Below are 26,188 nucleotides of genomic sequence, written 5' to 3' on the forward strand. Positions count from 1 at the left end.
GCCGAATAATCAACGTTCCACCCATGAGCAACCACCGTCGAACGTTTGCCGACGTAATGGCCCTGGACCACCAAGCAAGCTTGGCGGCCTAGATGCTCCTTAGAAAGGAGGTGATCCAGCCGCACCTTCCGGTACGGCTACCTTGTTACGACTTCGTCCCAATCGCCAGTCCCACCTTCGACAGCTCCCTCCCACAAGGGGTTGGGCCACCGGCTTCGGGTGTTACCGACTTTCGTGACGTGACGGGCGGTGTGTACAAGGCCCGGGAACGTATTCACCGCAGCAATGCTGATCTGCGATTACTAGCAACTCCGACTTCATGGGGTCGAGTTGCAGACCCCAATCCGAACTGAGACAGGCTTTTTGAGATTCGCTCCACCTCACGGTATCGCAGCTCATTGTACCTGCCATTGTAGCACGTGTGCAGCCCAAGACATAAGGGGCATGATGACTTGACGTCGTCCCCACCTTCCTCCGAGTTGACCCCGGCGGTCTCCTGTGAGTCCCCGTCACCCCGAAGGGCACGCTGGCAACACAGGACAAGGGTTGCGCTCGTTGCGGGACTTAACCCAACATCTCACGACACGAGCTGACGACAGCCATGCACCACCTGTACACCGACCACAAGGGGGCGACCATCTCTGGCCGTTTCCGGTGTATGTCAAGCCTTGGTAAGGTTCTTCGCGTTGCGTCGAATTAAGCCACATGCTCCGCTGCTTGTGCGGGCCCCCGTCAATTCCTTTGAGTTTTAGCCTTGCGGCCGTACTCCCCAGGCGGGGAACTTAATGCGTTAGCTGCGGCACCGACGACGTGGAATGTCGCCAACACCTAGTTCCCACCGTTTACGGCGTGGACTACCAGGGTATCTAATCCTGTTCGCTCCCCACGCTTTCGCTCCTCAGCGTCAGTAATGGCCCAGAGATCCGCCTTCGCCACCGGTGTTCCTCCTGATATCTGCGCATTTCACCGCTACACCAGGAATTCCGATCTCCCCTACCACACTCTAGCCTGCCCGTATCGAATGCAGACCCGGGGTTAAGCCCCGGGCTTTCACACCCGACGTGACAAGCCGCCTACGAGCTCTTTACGCCCAATAATTCCGGACAACGCTTGCGCCCTACGTATTACCGCGGCTGCTGGCACGTAGTTAGCCGGCGCTTCTTCTGCAGGTACCGTCACTTGCGCTTCTTCCCTGCTGAAAGAGGTTTACAACCCGAAGGCCGTCATCCCTCACGCGGCGTCGCTGCATCAGGCTTGCGCCCATTGTGCAATATTCCCCACTGCTGCCTCCCGTAGGAGTCTGGGCCGTGTCTCAGTCCCAGTGTGGCCGGTCGCCCTCTCAGGCCGGCTACCCGTCGTCGCCTTGGTGAGCCGTTACCTCACCAACAAGCTGATAGGCCGCGGGCTCATCCTTCACCGCCGGAGCTTTCAACCACCCAAGATGCCTTGGGCAGTGGTATCCGGTATTAGACCCCGTTTCCAGGGCTTGTCCCAGAGTGAAGGGCAGATTGCCCACGTGTTACTCACCCGTTCGCCACTAATCCCCACCGAAGTGGTTCATCGTTCGACTTGCATGTGTTAAGCACGCCGCCAGCGTTCGTCCTGAGCCAGGATCAAACTCTCCGTGAATGTTTACCGGATATCCGGTGCACACATCACGAGAGCGGAACCACCACCGGAATAAGGTGATGATTCTCAGCGTCCTCGCTGTGTTTTCTTCAAAGGAACCTCGCCCCAGCCGAATGGCCGGAGACGGGGTATCAACATATCTGGCGTTGATTTTTGGCACGCTGTTGAGTTCTCAAGGAACGGACGCTTCCTTTGTACTCACCCTCTCGGGCTTTCCTCCGGGCTTTTCCCTTCGGTCTTGCGTTTCCGACTCTATCAGATCCTTTCGGGCCTGATTCCCTGTCGGCGGGGCCTTTCGACATTCACTACGTTAGACCATTCCCGCCGCAACTCATAATCGAGTTCCGCGAGTTCGAATTCGGGCATGCGGGCACGCCGAAATCGTCCCCGCCGAGGGGATGTCATAGGTAGTGGTTTGGCCGCTTCCGGCTGCTGGCGATTGCCGTACCCGGGTCAAGCGGCTCGGGCTACGTTACGCATCTTCCAAGAGCGAGTCAACTTGAGCGGCGCCTAGGGACATGGGCCCGATAGGGGCTCACCGTCGGGTCGTTGGCAACCCAGAAACGCCAGGGGTGGACGCCCCCTTCGCCGGCCACTCCCGTGCGCGGACCGCTGAGTACCTGGTCGGAGGGGACCGGGGTGCCGGTGAGCACCCTCAGGGGGGTCTCGTCCGTGGCGCAGGCGTCCGTGCCGTCCAGGGCCCGGTCCACGCCCAGGGCGGTGGCCAGGCGGGCCGGCCCTTTGGCCAGTTCTTTGTCATTTCGGGCCGAGAGTCGACGTTTGCGGGCCAGCTCCGTGCCTTCGAGGACCTCGCCGGCCCGGAGCAGGACGGCGCTCGCCCGTCCTGCTTCCCCACAGACGAGGTTCATGCAGAACCACATGCCGTAGGTGAAGTAGACGTACACATGTCCGGGCGGACCGAACATCACGCCGTTGCGGGCCGTGCGGCCGCGATAGGCGTGGGAGCCGGGGTCGTTCTGGCCGTCGTAGGCCTCGACCTCCGTGATGCGGAGCACGATCGGACCGTCCGGGGTGGTCCGGACGAGGAGGCGGCCGAGGAGATCGGGGGCGACCTCCAGTACGGGGCGGTCGAAGAACTCTCGTGTCAGTGGCGTACGGTCCGGGGGCGTGATCATGGCGTACGAGCGTAGTCCAGACGGGTGTGTGCCAAGGGGTGGTCAAGGGTCCGTCCGCTTGCCAGGGTGATGGCGCGGAACCGACCACGGCCGGATCGCGTTTGTAGGGATCAGGAATCCGCGCGTTCTAAGAGGAGAGACATGGCGTTCAAGAAGCTGCTCGCGAGCCTGGGGGCCGGTGGGGCTTCGGTGGAGACGGTGCTGACCGAGGTCAACGTCGTCCCGGGTGGTGTCGTCCAGGGCGAGGTGCGGATCCAGGGCGGGTCCGTGGACCAGGAGATCGAGGGGCTGTCGGTCGGGCTCCAGGCCAGGGTCGAGGTGGAGAGCGGCGACCAGGAGTACAAGCAGGACATCGAGTTCACGAAGGTCTCGCTCGGCGGTGCCTTCACGCTTCAGGCGAACGCGGTGCACGCGGTGCCGTTCGGTCTGGAGATCCCCTGGGAGACGCCGATCACGATGATCGACGGCCAGGCGCTGCGCGGAATGAACGTCGGTGTCACGACCGAGCTGGCGATCGCGCGTGCCGTGGACTCCGGTGACCTCGACCCGGTCAACGTGCACCCGCTGCCGGCGCAGAAGGCGATCCTGGACGCGTTCATGCAGCTCGGCTTCCGCTTCAAGAACGCTGACCTGGAGCGCGGTCACATCCGTGGGACCCGGCAGCAGCTGCCGTTCTACCAGGAGATCGAGTTCTTCCCGCCGCAGCAGTACCGCGGGCTCAACCAGGTCGAGTTGAGCTTTGTGGCGGACGGCCACGCGATGGACGTCGTGCTGGAGATGGACAAGAAGCCGGGGCTGTTCAGCGAGGGCAGTGACACCTTCCGGTCCTTCCAGGTGGGTCTGCACGACTACCAGAGCACCGACTGGGCCGGGTACCTCAACCAGTGGCTGTCCGAGGTCGGCAGCAGGCGCAACTGGTTCTAGGCTCGGAACTGCTGATTCCGCAGATCGACCAGGAGGTACCGAGGTGACCGAGCTCAAGCGGCGGCCGCTCCCCCATGACTTCCATCCGCCCGTGCCGTCGTTCACGGTGACGAGTGAGGATGTCGCCGAGGGTGCGACGCTCAAGGACGCTCAGGTCTACGCGGCCGGGAACACCTCTCCGCAGCTGCGCTGGGAGGGTTTCCCGCCGGAGACCAAGAGCTTCGCCGTGACCTGCTACGACCCCGACGCGCCCACGGGCAGCGGGTTCTGGCACTGGGTCGTGTTCGACATTCCGGCCTCGGTGACCGAGCTGCCGGTGGGTGCGGGCAGCGGGAAGTTCGAGGGTCTGCCGGAGGGTGCCGTACAGGCGCGGAACGACTACGGGTCGAAGGACTTCGGTGGGGCCGCTCCGCCGCCCGGGGACGGGCCGCACCGGTACGTCTTCACCGTGTACGCGGTGGACCAGGAGAAGCTCGGGCCGGATTCCGATGCTTCTCCCGCCGTTGTGGGCTTCAACCTGCGGTTCCACGCGATCGCGCGTGCCCAGTTGATCGGTGAGTACGAGGTGCCCGCCGAAGACTGACGTTCAACGAGCGTTTGCCCGCCTCTGGTCTTGGAATTGATCAGGGGCGGGCACTTTTTATTGCGTTGTCCATCTCGGCGTGCCCGGCCAGAGTTGATCCAAGCCCAAGCCCGCCAGGGGGTGGGCCGGTACGCAACGGGAGGTGGGCTGGTCATGCGGGAGACGCTGGTACTGAACGCGAGCTTTGAGCCGCTGTCGACGGTGACGTTGAATCGAGCCGTCGTTCTGGTGCTTCAGGACAAGGCCGTCGTCGAGCAGTCCCACCCCGAACTGCGCATGCGCGGAGCCGCGGTCGACATACCGGCGCCTCGGGTGATCAGGTTGTGCAGGTATGTACGGGTACCGTTCCGAAGACAAGCCCCGTGGTCCCGGCGGGGTGTTCTGGTGCGTGACCGGCACAGGTGCGCGTACTGCGGGCGGCGGGCGACGACTGTGGACCATGTGGTGCCGCGGTCTCAGGGTGGTCAGGACACTTGGCTGAACACGGTGGCGTCCTGCGCGGAGGACAACCACCGTAAGGCGAACCGGACTCCGGCGGAGGCGGGGATGCCGTTGCTGCGGGAGCCGTTCGAGCCGACTCCTGCTGACGCGATGCTGTTGTCCTTGGGGCACGAGGACTTCTCTGCGCTGCCGGAGTGGTTGGCCGGGGAGGCCGCCTAGTCGTCTGCCGGGATCGGCTGCGTTGCGGCTGAGGGTCCGTTGTGGCTGGTCGCGCAGTTCCCCGCGCCCCTGGGTGGGTGCGGGGAACCTTGCTTTTCCGGACTGTCAGTCGATCTTCGGGGTCTCTCGGCGTTCTGCTCCCGCGTTGCCGCCGTTCGAGCCGCCGCCCATGCCGCCGAAGTTGCCCATGGCGCCGGAGAGGCCCTTGAGGGCGTCGCCGATTTCGCTGGGGACGATCCAGAGCTTGTTGGCGTCGCCTTCGGCGATCTTGGGGAGCATCTGGAGGTACTGGTAGGAGAGGAGCTTCTGGTCGGGGTCGCCGGCGTGGATGGCCTCGAAGACCGTGCGGACCGCCTGGGCCTCGCCTTCCGCGCGCAGGGCCGCGGCCTTGGCCTCACCCTCGGCGCGCAGGATCTGGGACTGCTTCTCACCCTCGGCGGTGAGGATCGCGGCCTGGCGCGTACCTTCGGCGGTGAGGATCGCGGCGCGCTTGTCACGGTCGGCGCGCATCTGCTTCTCCATCGAGTCCTGGATGGAGGTCGGGGGCTCGATCGCCTTCAGCTCCACGCGGTTGACGCGGATGCCCCACTTGCCGGTGGCCTCGTCGAGGACTCCGCGCAGGGCCGCGTTGATCTCCTCGCGGGAGGTCAGGGTCCGCTCCAGGTCCATGCCACCGATGATGTTGCGGAGGGTGGTGACGGTGAGCTGCTCGATGGCCTGGATGTAGCTGGCGACCTCGTAGGTCGCGGCCCGCGCGTCGGTCACCTGGTAGTAGATGACGGTGTCGATGTTGACGACCAGGTTGTCCTGGGTGATCACCGGCTGCGGCGGGAACGGCACGACCTGTTCACGCAGGTCGATGCGGTTGCGGATGGTGTCTATGAACGGGACCACGATGTTGAGGCCCGCGTTGAGGGTCCGCGTGTAGCGGCCGAAGCGCTCGACGATGGCGGCGCTCGCCTGCGGGATGACCTGGATCGTCTTGATCAGGGCGATGAAGACCAACACCACCAGAATGATCAAGACGATGATGACCGGTTCCATCGTGCTCCCCGTGCCCTTCTCCGCCTCGGCGTTTTCGGAAGATCTTATGGTTGTTGAAGATCTTGCTGGTCGAGTCTGACAGACCGTCGTGCAACTCGTGGTGCGTTCGGTTCAGTTGCATCCTGCGAGGTCACATGACGATCGCGGTCGCTCCCTCGATGTCCACGACATCCACTTCCTGGCCCACGTCGTAGGCCCGGTCGGTGTCGAGAGCGCGCGCCGACCAGACCTCTCCGGCGAGCTTGATCCGGCCGCCCGCGCTGTCGACGCGCTCCAGGACGACGGCCTGTTTCCCCTTCAGGGCGTCGATTCCCGTGACGAGTTCGGGTCGCTGCGAGCGATGCCGGGTCGCGATGGGCCGTACGACGGCGATGAGGGCCACCGAGACGACGACGAAGACGAGCACCTGGACCACGACGTCACCGCCCAGCCCGGCCGCGACCGCTGCCGCGACGGCGCCGACCGCGAGCATGCCGAATTCCGGCATCGCGGTCACCACGAGCGGGATTCCGAGCGCTGCCGCGCCGACGAGCCACCACACCCATGCGTCGATGTCGTTCACGGGCTCATGGTAGGTCCGGGGGTACCGCCTCCGACAGGGCGCGATGGCGCCCGGAGGGGCTTCTTACCCGTGTTTTTGCGGGTACTTCACTTGATCACGACAGCGGGAGGCCCTGCGCGGTCCAGCGGTCGCCGACCTGCTCGACGACGAGGGGGAGGCCGAAGCACATGGAGAGGTTGCGGGAGGTGAGTTCGAGTTCCAGGGGGCCGGCGGCGAGCACCTTGCCCTGGCGGATCATGAGGACGTGGGTGAAGCCGGGGGCGATCTCCTCGACGTGGTGGGTGACCATCAGCATCGAGGGGGCGATCGGGTCGCGGGCGAGCCGGCCGAGGCGCCGGACCAGGTCCTCGCGGCCGCCGAGGTCGAGGCCGGCGGCGGGTTCGTCGAGGAGGAGCAGCTCGGGGTCGGTCATCAGGGCGCGGGCGATGAGGGTGCGCTTGCGCTCGCCCTCGGAGAGGGTGCCGAACTTGCGGTCCAGGTAGTCGCTCATGCCGAGGCGGTCGAGGAAGGCACGCGCGCGCTGCTCGTCGATGTCCTCGTACTCCTCCTGCCAGCCGGCGGTCATGCCGTACGCCGCCGTCAGCACGGTCTCCAGGACGGTCTGGCGCTTGGGGAGCTTGTCGGCCATGGCGATGCCGGCCATGCCGATGCGGGGGCGCAGTTCGAAGACGTCGGTGCCGGGCTTGCCGAGGGTCTCGCCGAGGATGGTGGCGGTGCCCTTGCTGGGGTAGAGGTAGCTGGACGCGAGGTTCAGGAGCGTGGTCTTGCCGGCGCCGTTGGGGCCGAGGATGACCCAGCGCTCGCCCTCCTTGACCGACCAGGAGACCTGGTCCACCAGAGCCCGGTCCTCACGGACCACGGATACGTCCTGAAGCTCCAGAACATCGCTCATGAGCGCGTTGTCTCCCCTTGCAGTGTGACGGTGTCGACGTCTCGGCTGTCGCGTGCGCGCTTTTGGGCGCAGCCCTCGATGAAATCTACGCCACCGGCCGCGCGCTCCGGTCCATCGGTCCGGTCCTTAGGCTGGGGGCATGCTCTCGGAACCGCGCTCTGGACGTCTTGCCGCTTGGGGAAACGGTCTTTTGGCCGGACTTGTCTCGCCCGACGACGCCGTACTGGCGATCGTCGGTGACGATGCCGTGCACCGGGTGGAGGGGCTGCCCGGGGAGGCTTCGCCGGTCGGCCTCACCCTGGCGCTCGGGCGGCTGAGGTCGCTCGGGGTCACCGGGCTGCGGGTCGCGCTGCCCGCGCCCGGGCATCCGCTGGGGCTGAGCGGGCCGCCGGAGTTCAACGCGCGGGCGCTGGAGGCGGAGGAGGCGGTGATCTGTCACGGCGCCGCGCTGGGCCTGGTGCCTGAGGTGTACGAGGCCGGGCCCTCGGGTGATGTCCATGTCGAGGTGACCTGGCACGTGCTGCCGGTGCGGGAGGCTCCGCCGGCGGACGTGCCCTCGCTGGGAGAGGCGGAGCGGGAGCTCGCGGAGGCCCTGCGGGAGGCGACGGAGGTGTTGTCGCGGCTGGACGTGGCGGGGTCGGGGCCGGTGGCGGAGGCGGCGATCGGGGCGTACCGGGCTCGGGCCGAGCGGGGGCGGGAGGTGTTGGCGCCGGGGTATCCGCCGCGCGCTGTGCGGGTGTTGGAGCTCGCGCAGCGGGTGGGGTTGCTGGTGTCGCTGGCGTACGAGAACGGGCATGGGGGTGCGGTGAGTTCCGCGGAGATGCGGGCGCGGGGAGAGGCGTTGCGGCCGGTGGAGCGGACGGCTCGGCGGGCGCAGGTGGCTGCGTACAACGCGTATGTGGAGGAGTTGGAGCGGGGGGTGCGGTGAGTGTGCGGGCGCGTCGTGGCTGGTCGCGCAGTTCCCCGCGCCCCTGAAAGCCGGGCTCAGCTGTAGCGACTCAGGGGCGCGGGGAACTGCGCGAGCAACCCCCACCGGCCTGCAGCCGGACCACCGGCCCCAGCCAACGCCAAGGGCCCCTCAGGTCGCCGTTGACTTGAGGGGCCCTCCGGTTCAGACCCGACGTCAGTCGTTCGCACCGGCGTTGCCGAACGCCGGGTTCAGCAGGGCGATCAGGTTCGCCGTGTTGCCGACCACGTTGACGGGGACGTGGACCGGAACCTGGACGACGTTGCCCGAGCCGACGCCCGGCGACTTCACGGCCGCGGCGTCGGCACCCGCGTCGGCGACAGCGGCACCGGCGGCGGCACCCGTGGCGATACCGGCGACGGTGATGGCCACGGCGGCCTTCTTGGCGATGTTCATGGGAAGCGTTCCTCCTGCGTTCGCGGATCCGACCCGGCCGCGGGTCGTGAGCTGATCAACGTGGAGGGGCTGCGGGACGGTACGGAGAGCCTCGCAGGACTGCCCGTTCGGGCCATTCGCCCGACAAGCGGACCGGCCTCCCGGACGCGTGGCGCGTCCGGGAGGCCGAAGTCACTGCCCGCTGAAGGCGGGGAGTCAGTGGTTGATGCCGAGGTTGCCGAAGGCGGGGTTCAGCACACCGATGACGTTCACGCTGTTGCCCACGGCGTTCACCGGGACGTGCACCGGGGCCTGGACGAGGTTGCCCGAGACGACGCCGGGCGAGCCCACGGCCTTGCCGTCGGCGTGCGCGCCCTCGGTGGCGGAGGCCATACCGGCACCGGCGGCGATCAGCCCGCCGGCCACCATCGTCACGGCCGCTGCCTTCTTCAGGTTCTTCACTGCTGAGCCCTCCCTAGCGATTGCCGCGGCAGTCGCCGCGGCACGCCCTGGAGAACGGCGGAGATCGACAGAGGTTGCGCCGTCCGGGGGACATTCCCACGACGGTATGAATCTCACTCCGGAGCGGAACCCTCCGTATTGCCGCTCAGCGCGTGGATCAACCGGCCATACCGTGGCGCACCGCCCAGAGCGCGGCCTGTGTGCGGTCCGCCAGGTCGAGCTTCATCAGGATGTTCGAGACGTGGGTCTTGACGGTCTTCTCGGAGAGGACCAGCGCGCGGGCGATCTCCCGGTTGGAGCGGCCGTCCGCGATCAGTCCGAGCACCTCGCGCTCCCGCTCGGTGAGCGAACCGCCTCTGCCCTGGCCGGAGTTGTTCTCCTCCTGGGACAGCAGGGCGCCCGCAACCTCGGGTTGGAGCAGGATGTGGCCGGCGTGGACGGAGCGGATGGCGCCGGCCAGGGCGTCGGGGTCCACGTCCTTGTAGACATATCCGGCGGCGCCCGCGCGCAGGGCCGGGACCACGGTGCGCTGTTCGGTGAAGCTGGTGACGATGAGCACGCGCGCGGGGTTGTCGAGTTCGCGGAGTCGGCGCAGGGCGTCGATGCCGTCCATGCCCGGCATCTTGACGTCCATGAGGACGACGTCGGGTTTCAGTTCCTCGGCGCGCTCGACTCCCTCGGCGCCGTCGGCGGCCTCGCCCACGACCTCTATGTCGTCCTGCACTTCGAGGAAGGTGCGCAGCCCCCGGCGGACGACCTGGTGGTCGTCGACGAGCAGGACCCTGATCGCGTCAGCCACCGGGGACCTCCATCTCGATCGTGGTGCCCTTGCCGGGCGCCGATTCCACGGTCAGCGTGCCGCCGACCCCGCTGGTGCGGTCCCGCATGGAGACCAGGCCGAGGTGGCGTCCCGCGCGGCGGGTCGCCTTGGGTTCGAAGCCGCTGCCGTCGTCGGTCACCCTGAGGACGGCTCCGCTGCCCCGCCGGTCCAGGGTCACGTCGACGTGCTCGGCGCCCGAGTGCCGCAGCGCGTTGTGCAGGGCCTCCTGGGCGACGCGGAGCATGGCCTCCTCCTGGGAGGCGGGCAGTGCGCGGAAGTTGCGGGCGGCGAAGGTCACGCGGGCGGTGTGGGCGCGGTCCAGGACCTGGATCTGGGTGCGGAGGGTGGCGGTCAGGCCGTCCTCGTCGAGCGCGGCGGGGCGCAACTCGACCACGGCGGCGCGCAGTTCGTCGGCCGCCTCGGCGGCGAGCACGGCCACCTGGTGCAGTTCGCCCTTGGCGCGGGAGGGGTCGCGGTCGACGAGGGCCGCGGCGGCCTGGGCGGTCAGGCGCAGGGAGAAGAGCTTCTGGCTGACGGCGTCGTGCAGTTCGTGCGCGAGCCGGGAGCGCTCCTCGGCGATCGTGAGCTCGCGGCTGCGTTCGTAGAGGCGGGCGTTGGTGAGGGCGATCGCCGCGTGCTGGGCGAGGATGGAGAGGAGGTCCTCGTCCTCCTCGGTGAAGCCACAGCTGCCTTCCGGCTTGGGGCAGTTCTTGTTGGCCAGGAAGAGCGCGCCGATGACCTCGTCGCCGTCACGGATCGGCAGGCCCAGGAAGTCGACCATGTCGGGGTGGGCGGACGGCCAGCCCTCGAAGCGGGGGTCCTTGCGGACGTCCGCGAGGCGCTCCGGCCGGGCCTCGTGCAGCATCGCGGCGAGGATGCCGTGCTGGCGCGGGAGCGGGCCGATGGCCTTCCACTGCTCGTCGCTGACGCCGTCCACCACGAACTGCGCGAAGCCGCCGTGGTCGTCCGGGACGCCGAGGGCGGCGTACTGGGCGTCGAGCAGCTCGCGGGCCGAGGCGACGATCGTCTTGAGGACGTCACGCACCTCGAGATGCCTGCTCATGGCCAGTAGCGCGGAGCTCACCGCGGCGAGGCCGGACCGGGGACCTTGACTCATGCCCTCAGCGTACGGGCGGGGTGTGACAGTGCGGATCGGACCTGTGACCGCGCCCGACTAGGGCAACGGACCTAGGGCGAAGGGCCGCGCCGCTCTGCGGCCCGCGTCCGAGGCGGCGGGGCCGGAGCCGTTCCTACGTTGGGGGCACGCCCACCTGGAGGCGTGGACGACGAGGGGACGGATGTCATGCCGGTTGCGATCATCACGGGGGCCTCGAAGGGCCTGGGGCGGGCGCTCGCCGAGGCCCTTGCCGCGCGGGGCTGGGACCTGGTGCTCGACGCCAGGACGGCACAGGCCCTGAGCGAGACGGCGACCGCGCTCGCCGCGCACGGGCGCCGGGTCTCGGCCCTGCCCGGGGACGTCACGGATCCGGCGCACCGCTCCGAGCTGGTGGCCGCGGCCTGGAAGCTCGGCGGCGTCGATCTGCTGGTGAACAACGCGAGCGCGCTGGGCGCCGAGCCGCTGACGCGCCTCGAGGAGCTGCCTCTGGACGGGCTGCGCCGCGCGCTGGAGGTGAACGTCGTGGCCGCGCTGGGCCTGGTCCAGGAGGCGCTGCCGCTGCTGCGGGCGTCGGAGGCGGGCACGGTGATCGCGGTCAGTTCGGACGCCGCCGCCGAGGCGTACGAGACGTGGGGCGGCTACGGGGCGTCCAAGGCCGCCCTGGACCACCTCGCGGCGGTACTGGGCGAGGAGGAGCCGCGGCTGCGGGTGTGGGCCGTCGATCCCGGGGACATGGCGACCGACCTGTACGCGGCGGCCGTACCGGACGACAAGGAGCCGCGGCCGGAGCCGGCCGGTGTCGTGCCGGCTTTCCTGCGGCTGCTGGACGAGCGGCCGGCGAGTGGGCGGTACGGGGCTCCGGCGCTGTTGGAGGGGCGATGACGGTCGCGATGGGGGTTCCCCCGCACGGGCCCGTGCGACGGTGTGCGAGCGTGCCGGAGGAGCTGTCGGCGCGGGTGCCGGCCGAGCAGCGCGGGCCCGGGCTGGACCGGGACGCCGTACGGCTGCTGGTGTCGCGGGGCACCGAGGTGTCGCACCACTCCTTCGCCGAGCTTCCGCGGCTGCTGCGGGCCGGGGACCTGCTCGTGGTGAACACCTCCCGCACGCTGGCCGCGGCCGTCGACGGGCGGATCGGGCACACGCGTGTGGTGGTGCACTTCTCCACGCGCGGGGACGACGGACGGTGGGCGGTCGAGCTGCGGGATCCCGACGGGAGGGGCACCACGCGCGCGCGTGCGGGCGGGCCCGCGGGGACGGAGGTGCGGCTGCCGGGGGGTGTGCGGCTGGTTCTGGAGGAGGCGGTGAGCGAGCGGCTGTGGTGGGCGCGGGTGCTCGGCGGCGGGGAGGTGCTCGGGCTGCTGCGGGAGCACGGGCGGCCGATTCGGTACTCCTACACGGAGCGGGACCAGCCGCTGTCCGTCTACCAGACGGTGTTCGCGCTGCCGGCCCCGGACGGGTCGGGGAGTGCGGAGATGCCCAGTGCGGCGCGGCCCTTCACCGCGCGGACGGTGGCGGAGCTGGTGAGCCGGGGGGTGATGTTCGCGCCCGTCACGCTGCACACCGGGGTGGCCTCGGCGGAGGCGCACGAGCCGCCGTATCCGGAGCGGTTCTCGGTGCCGGAGACCTCCGCGCGGTTGATCAACGCGGTGAAGGCGGGGGACGGCAGGGTGCTCGCCGTGGGCACGACGGCCGTACGGGCCGTGGAGTCGGCGGCCGGGGCCGACGGCGTCGTACGCGCGCGTGCGGGGTGGACGGAGCTCGTGGTGACCCCGGAGCGCGGGGTGCGGGTGGTGGACGGGCTGCTGACCGGGCTGCACGAGCCGGAGGCCTCGCATCTGCTGATGCTGGAGGCGGTCGCGGGGCGGGCGGCGATCGAGCGCGGCTACGAGGAGGCGCTGCGCGGGCGTTACCTGTGGCACGAGTTCGGGGACGTGCATCTCCTCCTGCCGGAGGAGGATCCTCACGCAGAGCATTGCTTCAGCAACTGCTGGTGAGACCGCTGTGCGTCCGGTGTGAGCCCGCACATAGGGCGCAGATCACGTACGAAGAGAAATAGGAGACAAAGGCTTCCCGCATGAACGGGGCAGACGTTCTAGTCTGTCCCGTTTTGCCCTCCCAGGCTCCACTACCCGGGATCGTACGTCACACCTTTGCCCGGGCATTTTGCGGCCGCTAAGAATGGCTCTCGTCGCTCAGCGCCGCGGTTTCCCACCGCGGCGTTTGTGCCGGAAGCACCCGTGTCCCCCACCGGACAGCGAGCGACCTCCGCGCTATTCGAAGAGGTCCATCCCGCATGCTCAAGAACACCTTCACTCGTGGTCATCGTCGTGCTCTCACCAAGCGCCACAAGATCGCCGTCGCCGGTGTCGCCACGCTCGGCGCCGCCGCCGTGGCGCTCAGCGCGGTGCCGGGCAACGCGGAGACCACCACCTCCGAGGCCGCCGTCTCCTCCGCCCCGGTGAAGTACTCCTCCGAGCAGCTCAAGGGCCTCAAGGGGGACGTCAGCGAGCAGCTGGCCGCCAAGAGCCTCCAGAGCCAGGCCGCCGCGGCGAAGGCCAAGGCGGACGCCAAGGCCAAGGCCGTCGCGGCCGCGAAGAAGAAGGCCGCCGCCGCTGCCGCCGCCAAGAAGAAGGCCGCTGCCAAGAAGAAGGCCGAGAAGGCCCGCAAGGCCAAGGCCGCGAGCCGGTCCGCGCAGCGCGCCAAGCTGAAGGCCGCCGTGCGCAAGTCCTACGCCAACAACCTGGACGGCTGGATCAAGGAGTCCCTGGACATCATGAAGTCCAAGGGCATCCCGGGCAGCTACAACGGTCTCTACCGCAACATCATGCGGGAGTCCTCGGGCAACCCGAACGCGATCAACAACTGGGACATCAACGCCATCAACGGCATCCCCTCGAAGGGGCTGCTCCAGGTGATCCCGCCGACGTTCCAGGCCTACCACGTCGCGGGCACGTCCTGGAACATCTACGACCCGGTCGCCAACATCACCGCCGCGGCGAACTACGCGGCCCACCGGTACGGCTCGATGGACAACGTGAACAGCGCGTACTGAGGTCGCGCGGACCTCTCGTACGCGAAAAGGGCGGCTCCCGTGGCGGGGGCCGCCCTTCGCGGTCGTAGGAGCCCGGCTACTTGCGCATGACCTCGGGCTCGTGGCGGCGCAGGAAGCGGGCCACGAAGAAGCCGCAGACCACGCCGAGGGCGACGAGGGCGATCATGTTCAGGCCCCAGGTGGTGACCGTGTGGTCCCAGAGCGGGTCGGGTGAGTCGCCGGGTTTGACGGGCGGGTTGACCTGGTTGAAGTCCAGCGTGGCGCCGGCGGCGGCGACCGCCCAGCGGGACGGCATCAGGTACGAGAGCTCGTTGACGCCGATCTTGCCGTTCAGGGTGAACAGGCAGCCGGTGAAGACCACCTGGATGATCGCGAACATCACCAGCAGCGGCATGGTCTTCTCGGAGGTCTTCACCAGTGCGGAGATGATCAGGCCGAACATCATCGAGGTGAACCCGAGGCCCATGATCGGCAGGCACAGCTCCGCGAGGGTGGCGTTGCCGAGGACCAGGCCCTCCTTGGGCAGGCCGCGGCTGGCGAAGCCGATGACGCCGACCATGAGGCCCTGGAGCACGGTGATCACGCCGAGCACGAAGACCTTGGACATCAGGTACGCCGAGCGGGACAGGCCGGTGGCCCGCTCCCGTTCGTAGATGACCCGTTCCTTGATCAGTTCACGGACGGAGTTGGCGGCGCCGGCGAAGCAGGCGCCGACCGCGAGGATCAGCAGCACGGTGGTGGCCGTGCTGTTCGGCTCGGGGAGCTTGGTCCTCGGGTCGATGGGCTTGGGCAGCAGGGCGTCGCCGAAGTCGATCAGCAGGCTCACCGCGCCGAGCACGGCCGGAAGGATCACCATCAGGGCCAGGAAGCCCTTGTCGGACGCGATCACCGAGACATAGCGGCGCACGAGTGTCCCGAACTGGCCCATCCAGCCCTGCGGTTTCGGCGGCTTCATGCCCTGCATCGGAGGCGTCTGTACGGATTGCGGCGCTACGGCGTCTATGTCCGCGGCGTACATCTGGTAGTGCTGCGAGCCCTTCCAGCGTCCGGCCCAGTCGTAGTCGCGGTAGTTCTCGAAGGCGGAGAAGACGTCGGCCCAGGTGTCGTAGCCGAAGAAGTTCAGGGCCTCCTCGGGCGGGCCGAAGTAGGCGACCGCGCCGCCCGGGGCCATCACCAGGAGCTTGTCGCACAGGGCGAGCTCGGCGACGGAGTGGGTGACGACGAGGACCGTACGGCCGTCGTCGGCGAGGCCGCGCAGCAGCTGCATGACATCGCGGTCCATGCCCGGGTCGAGGCCGGAGGTCGGCTCGTCCAGGAAGATCAGGGACGGCTTGGTGAGCAGCTCCAGGGCCACGGAGACGCGCTTGCGCTGGCCGCCGGAGAGCGCGGTGACCTTCTTCTCCTTGTGCACGTCCAGCTTCAGCTCGCGCAGCACCTCGTCTATGCGGTTCTCGCGCTCCTCGCTGGTGGTGTCGGCGGGGAAGCGGAGCTTGGCCGCGTACTTGAGGGCCTTCTTGACGGTCAGCTCCTTGTGCAGGATGTCGTCCTGCGGGACCAGACCGATGCGCTGGCGCAGCTCGGCGAACTGCTTGTAGAGGTTGCGGTTGTCGTAGAGGACGTCGCCCTGGTTGGCGGGCCGGTAGCCGGTGAGCGCCTTGAGCAGGGTCGACTTGCCGGAACCCGACGGTCCGATGACCGCGATCAGGGACTTCTCCGGGACGCCGAAGGAGACGTCCTTGAGGATCTGCTTGCCGCCGTCGACCGTGACCGTGAGGTGGCGCGCGGAGAAGGAGACCTCGCCGGTGTCGACGAACTCCTCGAGGCGGTCGCCGACGATCCGGAACGTGGAGTGGCCGACGCCGACGATGTCCGCGGCGCCGAGCATCAGCGAGCCGCCCTTGGCGATCGGCTGGCCGTTGACGTACGTGCCGTTGTGCGAGCCGAGGTCGCGGATCTCCATGCGGCCGTCGGGCATCGAGTGGAACTCGGCGTGGTGGCGCGAGACCTGCAGGTCGGAAACGACCAGGTCGTTCTCCAGGGCACGGCCGATGCGCATGATGCGGCCGATGGTGAACTGGTGGAAGGTGGTCGGGCTGCGGTCGCCGTAGACGGGCGGGGCGTCGGAGCCCGCGCCCCCGCCGGGGCCCTGCTGCTGCGGGATCCGCTGCGGCTGGTGCGACTGGTTCGACGGCTGCGGTCGCTGGGGCTGTGGCCAGCCGGACTTCGCGGCCTGGTGTGCGGCCTGGGGCGGGGGCTGGTGTGCGGCCTGGTTCGCGGCCTGCTGAGGAGCTTGGTGAGCAGCCTGGTGCGGGGCCTGCTGTGGGGCCGGCTGCTGGGGTGTCTGCTGGGCCCAGCCCGGGTTCGCGCTCTGTGCGGCGTACCGCTGCTGTGGCTGCGCGGCCGGGGCCGCGGTGCCGGTGAGGCTCAGCAGCGGGCCGTCGCTCGCGTTGCCGAGGTGGACGGCCGCGCCCGGGCCGATCTCCGACTGGTGGATCCGCTGCCCGTGCAGGAACGTGCCGTTGGTGCTGCTGTGGTCCTCGATGACCCAGCCGTGCCCGTTCCAGCTGATCGTGGCGTGCCGCCAGGACACCCTGGCGTCGTCGAACACGATGTCACCCTGCGGATCACGCCCCAGGCCGTACGCCCGGGACGGATCGAGCGTCCAAGTGCGTCCATTCGCTTCCAGTACGAGTTCCGGCACGCCAAGCCCCACTGAGTAGTCCCCCGAATTGCCCCCGTCACAGGGAGTGTAGGGATGTCGAACATCGTCGGGAACTATTTCAGGATCCGCCTCCTGACCGAAACCCGAGCCCCGAGAAGACCACGTTCGCGCGCTTCGGACGGTTCCGTTGACGGGGTTGAAACCGACCCGGAGAGTGGGTAATCCACGCGAGGGGGACAAGCGCGGTCTCAGCCGCGCCGCGGATCGGGGGGTCTGCCATGAGTGCGTCCAGGAGTGTCGAGGTCGCGGGGCGGGGCGTGCGGCTGCCGTGGGGGGACATCCTGCTGTCCGCGATCGCGTCCGTGAGCTGGGCGTTGATCGGGATGGCCGGTACGGCCGCGCTCGGCCTGCATCTGCTGGAGGCCGATTCCGCGGCCTCGCTGGGTCCGATGACCGCGGCGGTGGTGGCTCTCGCGGCGGGTGGTTCGGTGACGCCTTCCGGGGACGTGTCCGCCTTCGGGTTGACGGGGGCGCAGGCGGCGACCGCCATCGAGATCACGCCATTGGGCGTCAGCCTGGTCGGTGCGGTGCTTTTGTCATGGTTCTTCCTACGGTCCCTGCGGGGGGCCGGAGCGGTGATCGCGCCCTCCGAGCTGCTGGCGCGGGCCGGGTCCGTGGTGGCGCTGTTCGTGGCGATGCTGGGCGGCCTGGCCTGGGCGGGGCACGACGTCATCACGATCGACGGGGGCTCGCTGGGGCTCGACAAACTGCCCGGGGTGGGCGGGGGCGGCGGTCTCGGCATCCCCGGGCTGGGGGACGTCGGGGACATCGGCGGACTGCTGCCCGACCGGATCGGCGACCTCGTCGACGCGAAGGCCGCGGTCGGCTTCACGGTGGACACCGTGCCGACGCTGCTCGGAGGGCTGGGCTGGTCGGTCGGGATCCTGCTGGTCGCGCTGCTGGCGTCCCGCCGTACCCCGCTGCCGCGCGGCTGGGAGGCCGTGCACCGGGTCGTACGGCCGGCTGTGTCCGCCCTGGTGACGGTGCTGCTGGTCGCAGTGGTCGCGGGGCTCTCGGCGGGGGCGTACGCGGCGATCGGCGACGACCACCCCAAGCGGATCGCGGGCGCGGCGCTGCTCGGGGCGCCGAACGGGGTCTGGCTGGGTATCCCGATCGGCCTTTTCGTCCCCTTCGATGGCCGCGCGACGGGTGTCCTGACGAACTTCCTCCCCGACCCCCTGGACCGACTGCTCGACTCGGACTCCGACCAGTCGGTGACGCTGGGGCGGCTGGCGGAGCTGGACGGGCGGGTGTGGCTGCTGGGGGTGGGGGCGGCGCTGATGATGCTGCTGGCGGGGGTGCTGACCGCTGCGCGGACGCCGGTGGGGGGGCGGGGGGTTGGTGAGGCTGTTGGCTCGGTTGCGGGTGGACCGGGTGGAGCGGGTGTGGGGTGGAGTGGGGTCGGTGAGGGGCGAGGTGCGGTTGGCGGGGCGCGGGGTGAGTCGGGGTGGGGTCCGGGTTCGGGGCCGGGTCCGGGGTCCGTGGGTGTGGTCGGGGGTGAGTCGGGGTGGGGTCCGGGTTCGGGTCCAGGGTCCGTGGGTGTGGTCGGGGGTGACTCTGGAGGTGTACGGGATCCGGGGGCCCTCGGTTTCGCCGGGCGGTGTGCGCTGCGGTTGGGGGTCGCGACGGCACTGACGTTGCCGTTGCTCGCCTGGCTGACGGAGGTGTCGGTGGATGCCTCGCTGTCGGTACTGGGGTTCGACGCGTTCGGGGCCGGGGTGGAGTTGCGGGGGCAGCTCGGTCTGGCGGTGCTGATCGGGGCGGTGTGGGGGGCGGCGGCCGGGGCGGCCGGGGCGTTGCTGGCGTGGGCGACGGGTGCGGCGGGGTCTCGGGTGGCTTGGCTGGCACGGGGTGACTTGGGGCGGGGTGGGGTTGGGGCGGGTGGGGGGGCGGGTGCTGGTGCGGGGTCGGGTGTAGGGCCGGGGTCTGGCGTGAGGCCCGGGTCGGGTGTGGGGTCCGGCGCTGGTGTTGCGTTCGGTTCGGGGGCGGCGGGGGCTGGGCCGGGTGTGGGGACCGGCGCTGGTGCGGGGTTCGGTTCGGGGGCCCCTGGGGCGCCGGGAGCTGGGCCGTATGGCGGGGGCGGCCTCGGTGGGGGTGGCGTGCCCGGGGGTGGGGGCGCCTGGAGTGCTGCGGGTGAGGCGGGATCGCGTCAGGGGGAAGGCGGGGGGCACGGGAGCGGGGCGGGTCACGGGAGCGGGGCCGGGGCGCCCTCAGGTGGGCCCGGAGGGTACGAAGGTGGCGGGGCTGGGGCGTCTGGCGGGGCATCGTGGTCGCATGAAGGCGGGGCTGGGGCGTACGAGGGTGGGTCCTCGTCGCACGGCGGTGAGGCGGGGGCTTATCGCGAGGGGGCGGGACGGTACGGGGGTGACGCGGAGCCGTATCCCGCGGGGACGGGAGGGTACAGCGGTGACGCGGAGCCGTACGGTGGCGAGGGCGGGCCGTATGTGCCTGGTACGCCCTATCGGCCGCCGAACCCGGAGACGAACCCGTATCTGCGCGTGCCGGAGGAACTGCGGGGACCGGAGGACGCACGGCCGGGTGACGCAGGTGGGCGCGCGGCCGGGGGCCGGGGTGATCGGCGAGGCCCGGAAGGTGAGAGCAGCGGACGGAGTCCGCGTGGTGAGGCCCGCTGGGGAGAGCAGGAGCGTGGTGGCGAGCCGGGGGCACGCCGTGCGGAGCACCGGGAAGAGCCACGAGGTATCTCCCAGGAGGAGCCGAGGCGACCCGAGCCGTACGGTTCCGGCGCGGCGGGCAGGGAGTGGCCTGGGGCTGTGCCGCCTGCCCAGGGGCCGCGATCGCCCGGCGGGTACCGGCCGGAGCCGGCCGGAGAGAGTGGCCGGCCCCAGGGGCCCCAGCGCGATGCTTCAGGTCAGTCTCCCGAGGCAGGCCCTCCGCCTCCGGGCGGGCCTCGTCGCCCCGACGAGGATCCACCGCCCGGCGACGACAACGTCTACGGCGCCCCGACGATGATCAGCCCGCAGCCGCCGCCCCGGCGACGGCCCGGCAACCGACGACCGGCCTCCGGGGACGAGGGCCAACAGCCCTCCCCGCCTCCTCCCCCACCGCCCCCGCCTCCACCACCGCCGGGGAAGCCGAAGGGACGGCGCTGATACGGCACCGGGTGCGGAGGCAGACCGATGACGCACTGAACCGACCCACACGACTCGGTTCAGGGATGCGCGGAGGTTCGGGTCGTGGTCATGGCCCTGCCGGCGACCCCGCCTCCACGCAGGCGCGCCCGACCTCCACCCCCGTTGCGTCTCGCCCCGCCCCTCGACACCCCTCTCCCAAGAATCCGCCCCCACCCCGCAATCCCCCCGCCACCCCCTCGACACCCACTGTTCCCTGTCCGTCAGACGGACCGAAGGAGCAGGAGGCACTGGGTGCCGGATACGGTGGGAACACCATGAGCGCTTCGCAGACCTCGTCTCCCGACGTCCCCACCCTTCTCGTCAAGATCTTCGGGAAGGACAGGCCGGGCATCACGGCCGGCCTCTTCGACACCCTCGCCGCCTACTCGGTCGACGTGGTCGACATCGAGCAGGTCGTCACCCGTGGCCGAATGGTGCTGTGCGCGCTCGTGACCGCGCCGCCGCGCACGCAGGAGGGCGATCTACGGGCGACCGTCCACAGCTGGGCGGAGTCGATCAAGATGCAGGCGGAGATCATCTCCGGTCTCGGTGACAACCGGCCGCGCGGGCTGGGGCGTTCCCTGGTCACCGTGCTCGGTCACCCGCTCACCGCGGAGGCCACCGCCGCGATCGCCGCGAAGATCGCCAAGGCGGGCGGCAACATCGACCGTATCTTCCGGCTCGCCAAGTACCCGGTCACGGCCGTCGAGTTCGCGGTGTCCGGCGTGGAGACCGAGCCGCTGCGCACCGCCCTGGTGACGGACGCCGCCAAGCTCGGCGTGGACGTGGCCGTCGTCGCCGCCGGTCTGCACCGCCGGGCCCAGCGGCTGGTCGTGATGGACGTGGACTCCACGCTCATCCAGGACGAGGTGATCGAGCTCTTCGCCGCGCACGCCGGCTGCGAGGACGAGGTCGCCGCGGTGACCGCGGCCGCGATGCGCGGCGAGCTGGACTTCGAGCAGTCGCTGCACGCGCGCGTGGCGCTGCTGGAGGGGCTGGACGCCTCGGTCGTGGACAAGGTGCGCAGCGAGGTCCGGCTGACGCCGGGCGCGCGCACCCTGATCCGTACGCTGAAGCGGCTCGGCTTCCAAGTCGGTGTCGTCTCGGGCGGGTTCACCCAGGTGACCGATGACCTGAAGGAGCGGCTCGGGCTGGACTTCGCCCAGGCGAACACGCTGGAGATCGTCGACGGGAAGCTCACCGGCAAGGTCACCGGGGAGATCGTGGACCGCGCGGGCAAGGCGCGGCTGCTGCGCCGGTTCGCCGCCGAGGCGGGAGTGCCGCTGTCCCAGACGGTGGCGATCGGCGACGGTGCCAACGACCTGGACATGCTGAACGCGGCCGGGCTCGGGGTCGCCTTCAACGCCAAGCCGGTGGTGCGGGAGGCCGCGCACACCGCGGTGAACGTGCCGTTCCTGGACACGGTGCTGTACCTGCTGGGCGTCACCCGCGAAGAGGTCGAGGCGGCGGACGCGCACGAGGAGGACTGACCGGACGGATCGGCCAGGGGCCCGGCACCTTCGCGGTGCCGGGCCCCTTTCGTGTCTCGCGCGGGCGGGGTCGCCGTCAGTCGGAGGGTGCCCAGTAGTCCACGAGGGTGGCCACGCCGGGCTCCAGGGTCTTCCAGGGGCCGCTGAAGGACAGGACGGCGAAGGCGGCGGCGGGGAAGCCGCGCTCGCTCATCCGTCGGCGGGCGTCGCCCTCGGCAGCGCCGGCGAGGATGTCGGCGAGGCCCTGCACCCCCGGGTTGTGGCCGATCAGGACGGCATTGTGCACGTCGTCCGGGGTTTCGTTGAGCACGGCGATCAGCTCGCCGGGAGAGGCCTCGTAGATCCGCTCCTCGTAGACGGTTTTCGGCCGGTGCGGGAACTCCTGCACCGCGAGCTTCCAGGTCTCCCGGGTCCGGGTCGCGGTGGAGCAGAGGGCCAGGTCGAAGGGGATGCCGGAGTCGGTCAGCCGCCGTCCGGCTTCCGCTGCATCTTTTCGGCCCCGGTCGGCGAGCGGCCGCTCATGGTCGGTGACCTGTGGCCAGTCGGCTTTCGCATGCCGGAAAAGGACAATCCTGCGGGGTTCTGCGACGCTCATGGGATCCAGCTTCGCATGAAACAGGCCATGGGGCGCAGGGAGTTGACGGGCGGCTTCGGGAGTGCTCAGCGCGCTATGAGCTGCTGTACCCGCTCCAGGAACTGGGTGACGGCGGGGTCGCCGGAGGCCGCGTGCGCGTCGGCGGGGTTGAGGATGAGCGTCAGGAGCACGACGAAGGCGAGCGTCGGCAGGGCGAGGGCCCACCAGGGCAGCCGGATGTCGACGCCGCCCCGGGTCGCCGGGTGGGGCGGGGTGTGCGTAGGGGCCGACATGAGTGCCTCCGGTCTTCGGGTCCTCGGTGGTCCGCTTCTCGCGGTCACCACTCGAAGGTACGGATCCGGGGGCCCTCAACCCATCCGGTGATCCACCCAGTTGACCCTGAGACTCGCCCCCTAGGGGACAGGGGGGTTATCCCCACCGCCGCCCCGGGGAGCGGGGCGGTGGATCAGGGCGAGGCGATCGTCGCGATGATCGCGATGACGACGAAGATGGCGAGGAACGAGCCGAAGACCAGCAGCATCTTCTTCTGGCCGTTCTGGGGGTTCGGGTCGAGCACTGGCATGCGGCCAGTCTCGCACCCCGGTCTCTTACCGGGACCGTCAGGGCCCCTCTTACCCGGACCGGGGGCCGCCTCAGCGGGCCGCCTCCTCCTCCACCGTGCGGTCGCGGCCCGCGAGCACGCCGACCGCCATCTGCGGGATCATCAGGCCGATCATGAGCGCTATGGGCAGGCCCCAGCCGCCGCTGTGCTGGTAGAGCACGCCGACCAGGAGCGGTCCCGGGATGGAGATCAGATAGCCGGTGCTCTGCGCGAACGCGGACAGCTGGGCCACGCCCGCGCCGGTCCTGGCCCGCATCCCGACCATGGTGAGGGCCAGCGGGAAGGCGCAGTTGGAGACGCCGAGCAGGACGGCCCAGGCCCAGGCGCCGGCGGCGGGCGCGAGGTACAGGCCCGCGTACCCGGCGAGACCGCAGACGCCGAGCGCGAGCACGATCGGGCCCTGGTGGGGCAGCCGGGTGGCCACGCGCGGGATGACGAAGGCCAGCGGGACGCCCATCACCATCGTGACGGCCAGCAGCAGTCCGGCGGTGCCCGCGGGGACGCCCGCGTCCCGGAAGATCTGCGCCATCCAGCCCATGGTGATGTAGGCGGCGGTGGCCTGGAGCCCGAAGAAGACGGCGAGCGCCCAGGCGGTCCGGCTCCGGGTGATCCGCAGCGCGGGCGGCTCCACACGCGCGTGCACGTGCTGGACGGGTCCGGCACCCTCCACACGCGTGCGCACGTGCTGGAGCGGCCCCGCGCCCTCCACACGCGTGTGCACGCTCCCCGCGTCGGCCCCGGCTCCCCTGTCCCGTACGAGGGGGATCCACGGCAGTACGGCGGCTCCGGCCAGGCCGGCCCACACCGCGAGCCCGGACTGCCAGCCTCCGCCCAGTGCCCCGGTCAGCGGCACGGTCACGGCGGCGGCGGCCGAGGTGCCGAGGGCCAGGGCCATCGAGTACAGGCCTGTCATGGAGCCGACGCGGTCCGGGAACCAGCGCTTGACGATGACCGGCATCAGGACGTTGCTGACGGCGATCCCCATGAGGGCGAGGGCGCTGGCGGCCAGGAAGCCCGGCACGGAGCCCGTGTACGGCCGTATGAGCAGGCCGGCCGTGATGGCGACCATACCCGCGCACACCACAGCGCCCGCGCCGAAGCGGCGGGCCAGACGGGGGGCCGTGACGCCGAAGAGGGCGAAGCACAGCGGGGGCACCGAGGTGAGCAGCCCCGCCAGGCTGCCGCTCATGCCGAGTCCGTCGCGGACCTCTTCGAGGAGGGCGCCGAGGCTGGTGATGGCGGGGCGGAGGTTGAGCGCGGACAGCACGATGCCGACGACGACCAGCCGCACCGCCCACGCGCGCGGGGCGGGTGTCAGGGGTCCTCCTACGGGCGGGGTGGGTGCGACCGTGGGCTTCATTGTCCGGGTTTCCTCGCGTGCCATGACACCCATCATAGAATCATGGGATGATTGGTTGTCCATCCCCGGGACGCCCTCCGTCGTCCCGCCCGTGCGAAGGTGTGCCATGCCCCTGAGCCATCCCCGCCGCTCGGCGTTGTCCGAGCAGGTCATCGCCGCGCTGCGCAACCAGATCACCTCGGGCGAGTGGCCGGTCGGCTCCCGGATCCCGACCGAGCCCGAGCTGGTCGAGCAGCTGGGAGTCGCCCGCAACACCGTCCGTGAAGCCGTGCGGGCCCTCGCGCACAACGGCCTGTTGGACATCCGGCAGGGCTCGGGGACGTACGTCGTCGCGACCAGTGAGCTGGCGGGCGTGATGCACCGCCGGTTCGCCGACGCGGACCCCCGGCACATCGCCGAGCTGCGCTCCACCCTGGAGTCGTCAGCCGCCCGGCTGGCCGCGGAGCGGCGCACCGAGAAGGACCTCAAGCAGCTCGACACACTCCTGGTGCGGCGTGAGGAGGCATGGGCGTCGGGGGACGCCGAGGCGTTCGTGACCGCGGACTCCACCTTCCACCTGGCCGTGGTGGCCGCCTCGCACAACGACGTGATGACCGAGATGTACGCCGACCTCGGCGAGGTGCTGCGGGACTGGCTGCGCGAGGACGTCGGCGAGGAGCTGACCCCGGAGACGTACATGGACCACGCCCGGCTGGTCGACGCGATCCGCGCGGGCGACGCCGGTGCCGCCGCGCGGGAGGCGGCCGGCTACCCGTTCCTGTGCCGCCCGGGGCGGTTCACAGCGCCAGCTTCCGGTGGCTGATCCACACCGAGCGGACCTCCTTCCAGCACCGGCCGGTCAGCCGTACGGTCTGCGCGGGCCCCGCCTCGACCTCGGTGCCGTCGCTGTCCAGGTCCCACCAGCGCGCGCACTCGATGTGCAGGCGGACGCCGTCGGTGCGGGGATACGGGTTGTGGCAGTAGGAGATCACCCGGGAACCGGCGACCCGGCTGCGGCACGAGGCCCCGAAGGGCTCCGGCGGTGCGGCTTCGCGCGCCTGCACGCGCGTGTGCGGCATCGCGTCGTACGGCGGGGACATCACGAGACAGACGGCTGCGGTCACTGAGGCCAGACTGCGGGACAGGCGCACAAGGGGACCTCCTCGGCCGTGCTGGGGAGGGAAGCGCGGGTGAACGCGTAATCCAGAGTGCCCAGTTGTGGCCGTGGAGCGCCCGGCCTGGTACGCCGAACGGGTGAGGGCCCGCACCTGTGACAGGTGCGGGCCCTCAGCCTCGGCCGAGCCTCGGCGGCAGCGTCACGCGCCAATGGCGTGCAGACCGCCGTCCACGTGGATGATCTCGCCGGTGGTCTTCGGGAACCAGTCGCTCAGCAGGGCGACGATGCCCTTGCCGGCCGGCTCCGGGTCCTTGAGGTCCCACTCCAGCGGGGAGCGGTTGTCCCACACGGAGGCGAGGTCGGCGAAGCCCGGGATGGACTTGGCGGCCATGGAGGCGAGCGGCCCTGCGGAGATCAGGTTGCAGCGGATGTTCTGCTTGCCCAGGTCACGCGCCACATAGCGGCTGGTGGCCTCCAGGGCGGCCTTCGCCGGGCCCATCCAGTCGTACTGCGGCCAGGCGTACTGCGCGTCGAAGGTGAGGCCGACGACCGAGCCGCCGTTCTGCATCAGCGGCAGGCAGGCCATGGTGAGCGACTTCAGGGAGTACGCCGAGACGTGCATGGCGGTGGCCACGGACTCGAACGGCGTGTTCAGGAAGTTGCCGCCGAGCGCGTCCTGCGGGGCGAAGCCGATGGAGTGCACGACGCCGTCGAGGCCGCCGAGCTCCTCGCCGACCACGTCGGCCAGGCGGCCCATGTGCTCGTCGTTGGTGACGTCGAGCTCGATGACCTTGGTGGGCTTCGGGAGCTTCTTGGCGATGCGCTCGGTCAGCGTGGGCCGCGGGAACGCGGTCAGGATGATCTCCGCGCCCTGCTCCTGGGCCAGCTTGGCGGCGTGGAAGGCGATGGAGGACTCCATCAGCACACCGGTGATCAGGACGCGCTTGCCCTCGAGGATTCCGCTCATGGT

At 70.0% G+C, this 26,188-nt stretch carries 23 protein-coding genes, 1 rRNA gene and 2 pseudogenes; 10 read left to right on the forward strand and 16 right to left on the reverse strand.

The window, feature by feature from the left end:
- Positions 1 to 103: 103 nt before the first annotated feature.
- Together AC2XR2_RS09490 and AC2XR2_RS09495 are read right to left on the reverse strand one after the other, a co-directional pair.
- Positions 104 to 1,629 (reverse strand): 16S ribosomal RNA (locus AC2XR2_RS09490).
- Positions 1,630 to 2,123: 494 nt separating this feature from the next.
- Entirely contained in the window at positions 2,124 to 2,765 is a 642-nt protein-coding gene (locus tag AC2XR2_RS09495; protein ID WP_491514792.1) for a DNA-3-methyladenine glycosylase, read from the reverse strand.
- A 141-nt stretch (positions 2,766 to 2,906) separates the two neighbouring features.
- On the opposite strand from AC2XR2_RS09495, the gene AC2XR2_RS09500 reads away from it, so the two are divergent.
- From AC2XR2_RS09500 to AC2XR2_RS09510, 3 genes are all read left to right on the forward strand, one after another.
- A complete protein-coding gene (locus AC2XR2_RS09500; protein WP_381309047.1) occupies positions 2,907 to 3,689 on the forward strand; it encodes a sporulation protein in 783 nt (260 codons plus the stop codon).
- A gap of 43 nt (positions 3,690 to 3,732) precedes the next feature.
- Entirely contained in the window at positions 3,733 to 4,272 is a 540-nt protein-coding gene (locus tag AC2XR2_RS09505; RefSeq protein ID WP_381309050.1) for a YbhB/YbcL family Raf kinase inhibitor-like protein, read from the forward strand.
- 153 nt (positions 4,273 to 4,425) lie between these two features.
- Positions 4,426 to 4,932, forward strand: a complete 507-nt coding sequence (locus AC2XR2_RS09510; RefSeq protein WP_020140694.1) for an HNH endonuclease — start codon at positions 4,426 to 4,428, stop codon at positions 4,930 to 4,932.
- Positions 4,933 to 5,037: 105 nt separating this feature from the next.
- On the opposite strand, the gene AC2XR2_RS09515 is transcribed toward AC2XR2_RS09510, so the two are convergent.
- The 3 genes and pseudogenes from AC2XR2_RS09515 to AC2XR2_RS09525 form a co-directional block, all read right to left on the reverse strand.
- Complete coding sequence (locus AC2XR2_RS09515) at positions 5,038 to 5,976, reverse strand: SPFH domain-containing protein (RefSeq protein WP_381309053.1); 939 nt, start codon at positions 5,974 to 5,976, stop codon at positions 5,038 to 5,040.
- Between the two features lie 130 nt (positions 5,977 to 6,106).
- Positions 6,107 to 6,538 (reverse strand): NfeD family protein, encoded by a 432-nt coding sequence (locus AC2XR2_RS09520; protein WP_381309055.1) that lies wholly within the window; start codon positions 6,536 to 6,538, stop codon positions 6,107 to 6,109.
- 361 nt (positions 6,539 to 6,899) lie between these two features.
- Positions 6,900 to 7,430 (reverse strand): annotated as a pseudogene (locus tag AC2XR2_RS09525) (ABC transporter ATP-binding protein); the annotation flags it as partial.
- A gap of 139 nt (positions 7,431 to 7,569) precedes the next feature.
- Between AC2XR2_RS09525 and AC2XR2_RS09530 the strand changes: the two are divergent.
- Positions 7,570 to 8,358: an Rv1486c family protein gene (locus AC2XR2_RS09530; protein ID WP_491514793.1), complete on the forward strand. Its 789-nt coding sequence runs from the start codon at positions 7,570 to 7,572 to the stop codon at positions 8,356 to 8,358.
- A gap of 195 nt (positions 8,359 to 8,553) precedes the next feature.
- Here the strand turns inward: AC2XR2_RS09530 and AC2XR2_RS09535 are convergent, their stop codons facing one another.
- The 4 genes from AC2XR2_RS09535 to AC2XR2_RS09550 all read right to left on the reverse strand — a co-directional run bounded on the left by AC2XR2_RS09535 (position 8,554) and on the right by AC2XR2_RS09550 (position 11,171).
- Positions 8,554 to 8,793, reverse strand: a complete 240-nt coding sequence (locus tag AC2XR2_RS09535; protein WP_330267859.1) for a chaplin family protein — start codon at positions 8,791 to 8,793, stop codon at positions 8,554 to 8,556.
- A gap of 195 nt (positions 8,794 to 8,988) precedes the next feature.
- Entirely contained in the window at positions 8,989 to 9,234 is a 246-nt protein-coding gene (gene chpE, locus AC2XR2_RS09540) for a chaplin ChpE (protein WP_330267858.1), read from the reverse strand.
- 157 nt (positions 9,235 to 9,391) lie between these two features.
- Complete coding sequence (locus AC2XR2_RS09545; protein ID WP_330267857.1) at positions 9,392 to 10,033, reverse strand: response regulator transcription factor; 642 nt, start codon at positions 10,031 to 10,033, stop codon at positions 9,392 to 9,394.
- A complete protein-coding gene (locus AC2XR2_RS09550) occupies positions 10,026 to 11,171 on the reverse strand; it encodes a GAF domain-containing sensor histidine kinase (RefSeq protein ID WP_491514794.1) in 1,146 nt (381 codons plus the stop codon). The genes AC2XR2_RS09545 and AC2XR2_RS09550 overlap by 8 nt, the downstream gene beginning before the upstream one ends.
- Before the next feature lie 186 nt (positions 11,172 to 11,357).
- Between AC2XR2_RS09550 and AC2XR2_RS09555 the strand changes: the two genes are divergently transcribed.
- From AC2XR2_RS09555 to AC2XR2_RS09565, 3 genes are all read left to right on the forward strand, one after another.
- Complete coding sequence (locus tag AC2XR2_RS09555; protein ID WP_491514795.1) at positions 11,358 to 12,053, forward strand: SDR family NAD(P)-dependent oxidoreductase; 696 nt, start codon at positions 11,358 to 11,360, stop codon at positions 12,051 to 12,053.
- Entirely contained in the window at positions 12,050 to 13,165 is a 1,116-nt protein-coding gene (locus tag AC2XR2_RS09560) for an S-adenosylmethionine:tRNA ribosyltransferase-isomerase (protein ID WP_491514796.1), read from the forward strand. The genes AC2XR2_RS09555 and AC2XR2_RS09560 overlap by 4 nt, the downstream gene beginning before the upstream one ends.
- A 299-nt stretch (positions 13,166 to 13,464) precedes the next feature.
- A complete protein-coding gene (locus tag AC2XR2_RS09565) occupies positions 13,465 to 14,223 on the forward strand; it encodes a transglycosylase SLT domain-containing protein (RefSeq protein ID WP_449349477.1) in 759 nt (252 codons plus the stop codon).
- A gap of 76 nt (positions 14,224 to 14,299) precedes the next feature.
- Here AC2XR2_RS09565 and AC2XR2_RS09570 read toward each other — a convergent pair whose 3' ends face one another.
- Positions 14,300 to 16,924, reverse strand: coding sequence for an ABC transporter ATP-binding protein/permease (locus AC2XR2_RS09570; protein WP_491514797.1), 2,625 nt, complete (start codon positions 16,922 to 16,924; stop codon positions 14,300 to 14,302).
- A gap of 239 nt (positions 16,925 to 17,163) precedes the next feature.
- Between AC2XR2_RS09570 and AC2XR2_RS09575 the strand changes: the two are divergent.
- Together AC2XR2_RS09575 and serB are read left to right on the forward strand one after the other, a co-directional pair.
- Positions 17,164 to 18,750, forward strand: a pseudogene (locus AC2XR2_RS09575) (streptophobe family protein); the annotation flags it as partial.
- Between the two features lie 1,601 nt (positions 18,751 to 20,351).
- The gene (gene serB, locus AC2XR2_RS09580; protein WP_449349475.1) at positions 20,352 to 21,566 is read left to right on the forward strand and encodes a phosphoserine phosphatase SerB; all 1,215 of its coding nucleotides are present in this window, start codon (positions 20,352 to 20,354) and stop codon (positions 21,564 to 21,566) included.
- 76 nt (positions 21,567 to 21,642) lie between these two features.
- Here serB and AC2XR2_RS09585 read toward each other — a convergent pair whose 3' ends face one another.
- From AC2XR2_RS09585 to AC2XR2_RS09600, 4 genes are all read right to left on the reverse strand, one after another.
- The gene (locus AC2XR2_RS09585; protein WP_381303307.1) at positions 21,643 to 22,161 is read right to left on the reverse strand and encodes a SixA phosphatase family protein; all 519 of its coding nucleotides are present in this window, start codon (positions 22,159 to 22,161) and stop codon (positions 21,643 to 21,645) included.
- A gap of 65 nt (positions 22,162 to 22,226) precedes the next feature.
- Positions 22,227 to 22,433 (reverse strand): hypothetical protein, encoded by a 207-nt coding sequence (locus AC2XR2_RS09590; protein ID WP_381303309.1) that lies wholly within the window; start codon positions 22,431 to 22,433, stop codon positions 22,227 to 22,229.
- Between the two features lie 173 nt (positions 22,434 to 22,606).
- Positions 22,607 to 22,723 (reverse strand): SGM_5486 family transporter-associated protein, encoded by a 117-nt coding sequence (locus tag AC2XR2_RS09595; RefSeq protein ID WP_123759839.1) that lies wholly within the window; start codon positions 22,721 to 22,723, stop codon positions 22,607 to 22,609.
- Between the two features lie 70 nt (positions 22,724 to 22,793).
- Positions 22,794 to 24,158: a CynX/NimT family MFS transporter gene (locus AC2XR2_RS09600; protein WP_491514798.1), complete on the reverse strand. Its 1,365-nt coding sequence runs from the start codon at positions 24,156 to 24,158 to the stop codon at positions 22,794 to 22,796.
- 70 nt (positions 24,159 to 24,228) lie between these two features.
- On the opposite strand from AC2XR2_RS09600, the gene AC2XR2_RS09605 reads away from it, so the two are divergent.
- On the forward strand, positions 24,229 to 24,924 hold the full coding sequence (locus tag AC2XR2_RS09605) for a FadR/GntR family transcriptional regulator (protein WP_449349473.1): 696 nt from the start codon (positions 24,229 to 24,231) through the stop codon (positions 24,922 to 24,924).
- Here AC2XR2_RS09605 and AC2XR2_RS09610 read toward each other — a convergent pair.
- Both AC2XR2_RS09610 and fabI read right to left on the reverse strand, forming a co-directional pair.
- Positions 24,899 to 25,252, reverse strand: a complete 354-nt coding sequence (locus AC2XR2_RS09610) for a hypothetical protein (RefSeq protein WP_381303315.1) — start codon at positions 25,250 to 25,252, stop codon at positions 24,899 to 24,901. The two genes, AC2XR2_RS09605 and AC2XR2_RS09610, sit on opposite strands and share 26 nt — an antisense overlap.
- Positions 25,253 to 25,417: 165 nt before the next feature.
- Positions 25,418 to 26,185 (reverse strand): enoyl-ACP reductase FabI, encoded by a 768-nt coding sequence (gene fabI, locus AC2XR2_RS09615; protein ID WP_062024245.1) that lies wholly within the window; start codon positions 26,183 to 26,185, stop codon positions 25,418 to 25,420.
- Positions 26,186 to 26,188 lie beyond the last annotated feature (3 nt).

The sequence above is a fragment of the Streptomyces sp. LS-MS-L19 genome, assembly GCF_058382285.1.

Excerpts from the sequence above, each read along its gene's own strand:
- AC2XR2_RS09495 (WP_491514792.1), bottom strand. The coding sequence starts at position 2,765 with ATGATCACGCCCCCGGACCGTACGCCACTGACACGAGAGTTCTTCGAC.
- AC2XR2_RS09500 (WP_381309047.1), top strand. The coding sequence starts at position 2,907 with ATGGCGTTCAAGAAGCTGCTCGCGAGCCTGGGGGCCGGTGGGGCTTCG.
- AC2XR2_RS09510 (WP_020140694.1), top strand. The coding sequence starts at position 4,426 with ATGCGGGAGACGCTGGTACTGAACGCGAGCTTTGAGCCGCTGTCGACG.
- AC2XR2_RS09515 (WP_381309053.1), bottom strand. The coding sequence starts at position 5,976 with ATGGAACCGGTCATCATCGTCTTGATCATTCTGGTGGTGTTGGTCTTC.
- AC2XR2_RS09530 (WP_491514793.1), top strand. The coding sequence starts at position 7,570 with ATGCTCTCGGAACCGCGCTCTGGACGTCTTGCCGCTTGGGGAAACGGT.
- AC2XR2_RS09535 (WP_330267859.1), bottom strand. The coding sequence starts at position 8,793 with ATGAACATCGCCAAGAAGGCCGCCGTGGCCATCACCGTCGCCGGTATC.
- AC2XR2_RS09550 (WP_491514794.1), bottom strand. The coding sequence starts at position 11,171 with ATGAGTCAAGGTCCCCGGTCCGGCCTCGCCGCGGTGAGCTCCGCGCTA.
- AC2XR2_RS09555 (WP_491514795.1), top strand. The coding sequence starts at position 11,358 with ATGCCGGTTGCGATCATCACGGGGGCCTCGAAGGGCCTGGGGCGGGCG.
- AC2XR2_RS09560 (WP_491514796.1), top strand. The coding sequence starts at position 12,050 with ATGACGGTCGCGATGGGGGTTCCCCCGCACGGGCCCGTGCGACGGTGT.
- AC2XR2_RS09565 (WP_449349477.1), top strand. The coding sequence starts at position 13,465 with ATGCTCAAGAACACCTTCACTCGTGGTCATCGTCGTGCTCTCACCAAG.
- serB (WP_449349475.1), top strand. The coding sequence starts at position 20,352 with ATGAGCGCTTCGCAGACCTCGTCTCCCGACGTCCCCACCCTTCTCGTC.
- AC2XR2_RS09585 (WP_381303307.1), bottom strand. The coding sequence starts at position 22,161 with ATGAGCGTCGCAGAACCCCGCAGGATTGTCCTTTTCCGGCATGCGAAA.
- AC2XR2_RS09590 (WP_381303309.1), bottom strand. The coding sequence starts at position 22,433 with ATGTCGGCCCCTACGCACACCCCGCCCCACCCGGCGACCCGGGGCGGC.
- AC2XR2_RS09595 (WP_123759839.1), bottom strand. The coding sequence starts at position 22,723 with ATGCCAGTGCTCGACCCGAACCCCCAGAACGGCCAGAAGAAGATGCTG.
- AC2XR2_RS09600 (WP_491514798.1), bottom strand. The coding sequence starts at position 24,158 with ATGATGGGTGTCATGGCACGCGAGGAAACCCGGACAATGAAGCCCACG.
- AC2XR2_RS09605 (WP_449349473.1), top strand. The coding sequence starts at position 24,229 with ATGCCCCTGAGCCATCCCCGCCGCTCGGCGTTGTCCGAGCAGGTCATC.
- fabI (WP_062024245.1), bottom strand. The coding sequence starts at position 26,185 with ATGAGCGGAATCCTCGAGGGCAAGCGCGTCCTGATCACCGGTGTGCTG.